This is a genomic window from Flavobacterium sp. MK4S-17 (assembly GCF_009848495.1).
GTDB lineage: Bacteria > Bacteroidota > Bacteroidia > Flavobacteriales > Flavobacteriaceae > Flavobacterium.
In genome coordinates, this window is record NZ_WWEP01000030.1 from 1 (window position 1) to 5,607 (window position 5,607).

At 48.2% G+C, this 5,607-nt stretch carries 2 tRNA genes and 3 rRNA genes; all 5 read left to right on the plus strand.

Going from position 1 to position 5,607, the window contains the following annotated elements:
- Nucleotides 1-306 precede the first annotated feature (306 nt).
- The 5 genes from GSF09_RS10275 to rrf all read left to right on the plus strand — a co-directional run bounded on the left by GSF09_RS10275 (nt 307) and on the right by rrf (nt 5,590).
- Nucleotides 307-1,822 (plus strand): 16S ribosomal RNA (locus GSF09_RS10275).
- 174 nt (nt 1,823-1,996) lie between these two features.
- A tRNA-Ile gene (locus GSF09_RS10280) sits at nt 1,997-2,070 on the plus strand.
- A gap of 114 nt (nt 2,071-2,184) precedes the next feature.
- Nucleotides 2,185-2,258, plus strand: a tRNA-Ala gene (locus tag GSF09_RS10285).
- 159 nt (nt 2,259-2,417) lie between these two features.
- Nucleotides 2,418-5,297, plus strand: a 23S ribosomal RNA gene (locus GSF09_RS10290).
- A 184-nt stretch (nt 5,298-5,481) separates the two neighbouring features.
- Nucleotides 5,482-5,590 (plus strand): 5S ribosomal RNA (gene rrf / locus GSF09_RS10295).
- The 16S, 23S and 5S rRNA genes sit together here with 2 tRNA genes alongside, the layout of an rRNA operon.
- Nucleotides 5,591-5,607 lie beyond the last annotated feature (17 nt).

The window sequence follows — 5,607 nt, forward strand, 5'->3', positions numbered from 1 at the left end:
AAAAAAACCTAAAAAAAATAAAGCAAAAAATTTGGATTGAGGGTAAAAAAGAGTTTATCTTTGCCATCCGCAAATCACAAAGCTTTACCGGGAAAAAGAGAGGGAAAAATAAAAATAAAATTTTTTTCAAAATCCTTGCCGGATAAAAAAAAAGCTGTACTTTTGCACCCGCTAACCTGATAAGGGGTTGGCGCCGAAAACAAGAAGACACGTTCATAGACATATTGGATTGACAGCATAAGAGAGAGTAAGAACTCGATTATTGAAAAGAACCTGGCAAAAAAGGTCGTAAAAATATAAAAATATACGATGAAGAGTTTGATCCTGGCTCAGGATGAACGCTAGCGGCAGGCCTAACACATGCAAGTCGAGGGGTAGAGGCTTTCGGGCCTTGAGACCGGCGCACGGGTGCGTAACGCGTATGCAATCTGCCTTGTACTAAGGGATAGCCCAGAGAAATTTGGATTAATACCTTATAGTATAATGATGTGGCATCACATTATTATTAAAGATTTATCGGTACAAGATGAGCATGCGTCCCATTAGCTAGTTGGTATGGTAACGGCATACCAAGGCAATGATGGGTAGGGGTCCTGAGAGGGAGATCCCCCACACTGGTACTGAGACACGGACCAGACTCCTACGGGAGGCAGCAGTGAGGAATATTGGTCAATGGTCGCAAGACTGAACCAGCCATGCCGCGTGCAGGATGAAGCATCTATGGTGTGTAAACTGCTTTTGTACGGGAAGAAACACCTCTTCGTGAAGAGGCTTGACGGTACCGTAAGAATAAGGATCGGCTAACTCCGTGCCAGCAGCCGCGGTAATACGGAGGATCCAAGCGTTATCCGGAATCATTGGGTTTAAAGGGTCCGTAGGCGGCATTATAAGTCAGTGGTGAAATCCGGCAGCTCAACTGTCGAACTGCCATTGATACTGTAGTGCTTGAATAATTGTGAAGTAACTAGAATATGTAGTGTAGCGGTGAAATGCTTAGATATTACATGGAATACCAATTGCGAAGGCAGGTTACTAACAATTCATTGACGCTGATGGACGAAAGCGTGGGTAGCGAACAGGATTAGATACCCTGGTAGTCCACGCCGTAAACGATGGATACTAGCTGTTCGGTAGCAATACTGAGTGGCTAAGCGAAAGTGATAAGTATCCCACCTGGGGAGTACGAACGCAAGTTTGAAACTCAAAGGAATTGACGGGGGCCCGCACAAGCGGTGGAGCATGTGGTTTAATTCGATGATACGCGAGGAACCTTACCAGGGCTTAAATGTAGAGTGACAGGACTGGAAACAGTTTTTTCTTCGGACACTTTACAAGGTGCTGCATGGTTGTCGTCAGCTCGTGCCGTGAGGTGTCAGGTTAAGTCCTATAACGAGCGCAACCCCTGTTGTTAGTTGCCAGCGAGTCAAGTCGGGAACTCTAACAAGACTGCCGGTGCAAACCGTGAGGAAGGTGGGGATGACGTCAAATCATCACGGCCCTTACGTCCTGGGCTACACACGTGCTACAATGGCCGGTACAGAGAGCAGCCACTGGGCGACCAGGAGCGAATCTATAAAGCCGGTCACAGTTCGGATTGGAGTCTGCAACCCGACTCCATGAAGCTGGAATCGCTAGTAATCGCATATCAGCCATGATGCGGTGAATACGTTCCCGGGCCTTGTACACACCGCCCGTCAAGCCATGGAAGCCGGGGGTACCTGAAGTCGGTGACCGCAAGGAGCTGCCTAGGGTAAAACTGGTAACTGGGGCTAAGTCGTAACAAGGTAGCCGTACCGGAAGGTGCGGCTGGAACACCTCCTTTCTAGAGACACGGCCGCTGGGTTAAAAAAAATAGGGAGCTGCTTACTCTCGCTGTTAGTTCAAAAAATACAAAGAAGAAGAGAGCTTTATAGTACAAAGAATAGAGTACAAAGTATCAAGACAAGCGGATGCGCTGCATCTTCATACTTCATACTGACTACTTAACACTTTAAATAGTCTCGTAGCTCAGCTGGTTAGAGTACTACACTGATAATGTAGGGGTCGGCAGTTCGAGTCTGCCCGGGACTACAAATGCTTTCAGGCACTTTGTAAAAAGGAAATTTTAGAAGTTGAGTTACACTGTATAGTGAGCCGTTCAAAAGACTGTTACCTGTCCACTGTTAACCGTCTTCTATAAAGAATGGGGGATTAGCTCAGCTGGCTAGAGCGCCTGCCTTGCACGCAGGAGGTCATCGGTTCGACTCCGATATTCTCCACGATTTAACCTTCAGGGTTAAAAAAAGTTCATTGACATATTGCGATAAACAAACAAAGTAGAAAAAATATAGAAAGCACAGAAATTAGTGCCTAGCCAGGGGTAAAAAGCCAATAGTTTACTATTGCCTGATGCCAAATGGCTATTTACTAAAAAAGTACAATAAGCAAAATAAGGGCGTATGGGGGATGCCTGTGGCTCTCAGAGGCGAAGAAGGACGTGATAAGCTGCGAAAAGCTGCGGGGATTGGCACATACGAATTGATCCGCAGATATCCGAATGGGGCAACCCACTATATTGAAGATATAGTATCCGATAGGAGGCAAACCCGCTGAACTGAAACATCTAAGTAGGCGGAGGAGAAGAAAACAAGAGTGATTCCGTGAGTAGTGGCGAGCGAAAGCGGAACAGCCCAAACCAGGGTTGTTACGGCAATCCTGGGGTTGTAGGACTGCGATATTCTATGCAAAGCGAATTGGAAGCATCTGGAAAGTTGCACCATAGAGGGTGATAGTCCCGTATAAGCAAGCGATGTAATAGATAGCAGTATCCTGAGTAGGGCGGGGCACGTGAAACCCTGTCTGAATCCGGCGGGACCATCCGCCAAGGCTAAATACTCCTGAGAGACCGATAGTGAACCAGTACCGTGAGGGAAAGGTGAAAAGAACCGTGAATAACGGAGTGAAAAAGAACCTGAAACCATACGCCTACAAGCGGTCGGAGCAGCTTTATGCTGTGACGGCGTGCCTTTTGCATAATGAGCCTACGAGTTACCGTTGCCGGCAAGGATAAGCACTTCAGGTGTGGATCCGTAGCGAAAGCGAGTCTGAACAGGGCGTTATAGTCGGTAATGGTAGACGCGAAACCGTGTGATCTACCCATGGGCAGGATGAAGCTGTGGTAACACATAGTGGAGGTCCGAACCGGTTGACGTTGAAAAGTCTTCGGATGACCTGTGGGTAGGGGTGAAAGGCCAATCAAACTCGGAAATAGCTCGTACTCCCCGAAATGCATTTAGGTGCAGCGCTGGCTTAGTTTATTAGAGGTAGAGCTACTGATTGGATGCGGGGGCTTCACCGCCTACCAATTCCTGACAAACTCCGAATGCTAATAAATGATTACCAGCAGTGAGGGCATGGGTGCTAAGGTCCATGTCCGAGAGGGAAAGAACCCAGACCATCAGCTAAGGTCCCCAAATGTATGCTAAGTTGAAAAAACGAGGTTTGTCTGCCCAGACAGCTAGGATGTTGGCTTGGAAGCAGCCATTCATTTAAAGAGTGCGTAACAGCTCACTAGTCGAGCGGACGAGCATGGATAATAATCGGGCATAAGCATACTACCGAAGCTATGGATTTTAGTTTATACTAAAGTGGTAGGGGAGCATTCTGTTCAGCGCCGAAGGTGTACTGCGAGGTATGCTGGAGCGGACAGAAAAGAAAATGTAGGCATAAGTAACGATAAGCGGTGCGAGAAACACCGCCACCGAAAGACTAAGGTTTCCTCAGCTATGCTAATCAGCTGAGGGTTAGTCGGGACCTAAGGCGAACCCGAAAGGGACAGTCGATGGCCAACGGGTTAATATTCCCGTACTTCTTATAATTGTGATGGGGCGACGGAGTGATGAAAGCACCGCGCACTGACGGAATAGTGCGTTAAAGTACCTAGCTATAGGTCCTGTAGTAAAATGCGCAGGACTTGGTGAAATACGATAGTACCCGGAGCCTTCGGGCAAAGGGATAGTGTGCCTAAGGGCTTCCAAGAAAAACCTCTAAACTTAGATTATAAGAACCCGTACCGTAAACCGACACAGGTAGTCGAGGAGAGAATCCTAAGGTGCTCGAGAGATTCATGGCTAAGGAATTAGGCAAAATAGACCTGTAACTTCGGGAGAAAGGTCGCCAGCAGCAATGCTGGCCGCAGTGAAAAGGTCCAGGCGACTGTTTATCAAAAACACAGGGCTCTGCCAAATCGTAAGATGAAGTATAGGGCCTGACACCTGCCCGGTGCTGGAAGGTTAAGAGGAGATGTTATCTTCGGAGAAGCATTGAATTGAAGCCCCAGTAAACGGCGGCCGTAACTATAACGGTCCTAAGGTAGCGAAATTCCTTGTCGGGTAAGTTCCGACCTGCACGAATGGTGTAACGATCTGGACACTGTCTCAGCCATGAGCTCGGTGAAATTGTAGTATCGGTGAAGATGCCGATTACCCGCAGTGGGACGAAAAGACCCTGTGCACCTTTACTATAGCTTAGTATTGACCTTGGATAAGTGATGTGTAGGATAGGTGGGAGACTTTGAAGGGGCTTCGCCAGGAGTTCCGGAGTCGTTGTTGAAATACCACCCTTTGCTTATCTGAGGCCTAACTCTGCACTGCAGAGGACATTGCTTGGTGGGTAGTTTGACTGGGGTGGTCGCCTCCAAAAGAGTAACGGAGGCTTCTAAAGGTTCCCTCAGCACGCTTGGTAACCGTGCGTAGAGTGCAATGGCAAAAGGGAGCTTGACTGAGAGACATACAGGTCGATCAGGTACGAAAGTAGAGCATAGTGATCCGGTGGTTCCGTATGGAAGGGCCATCGCTCAAAGGATAAAAGGTACGCCGGGGATAACAGGCTGATCTCCCCCAAGAGCTCACATCGACGGGGGGGTTTGGCACCTCGATGTCGGCTCGTCACATCCTGGGGCTGGAGAAGGTCCCAAGGGTTGGGCTGTTCGCCCATTAAAGTGGCACGCGAGCTGGGTTCAGAACGTCGTGAGACAGTTCGGTCTCTATCTACTGCGGGCGTTAGAAATTTGAGTGGATCTGATTCTAGTACGAGAGGACCGAGTCGGACAGACCTCTAGTGTATCTGTTGTCCCGCCAGGGGCACCGCAGAGTAGCTACGTCTGGAAGGGATAAGCGCTGAAAGCATATAAGCGCGAAACCCACCACAAGATGAGATTTCTTTTAAAGGTCGTGGGAGATGACCACGTTGATAGGCTACAGGTGTAAAGGCAGTAATGTCATAGCCGAGTAGTACTAATAACCTGTAAGCTTATGTACGAACCTCCCCCTGCCACGTGGCAGGGGGAAGGAACTTTCTAACACAAAACACTTGATTGTTTATCGCGATATGTTAACTTATTAGTCATCAGTAAAAAGGCATAAGGCACAGCCAGGCCGGTAACTGATGGACAAGCAGGGAAAGCTGATGCCTTTAGGCTTAAAGCTCCTTTCTTGAAAAACTTAAGGTGATTATTGCGGCGGGGCTCACCTCTTCCCATCCCGAACAGAGAAGTTAAGCCCGCCTGCGCAGATGGTACTGCATCTTGTGGGAGAGTATGTCGTCGCCTTTCTTTTAAAAGCCCTTCAT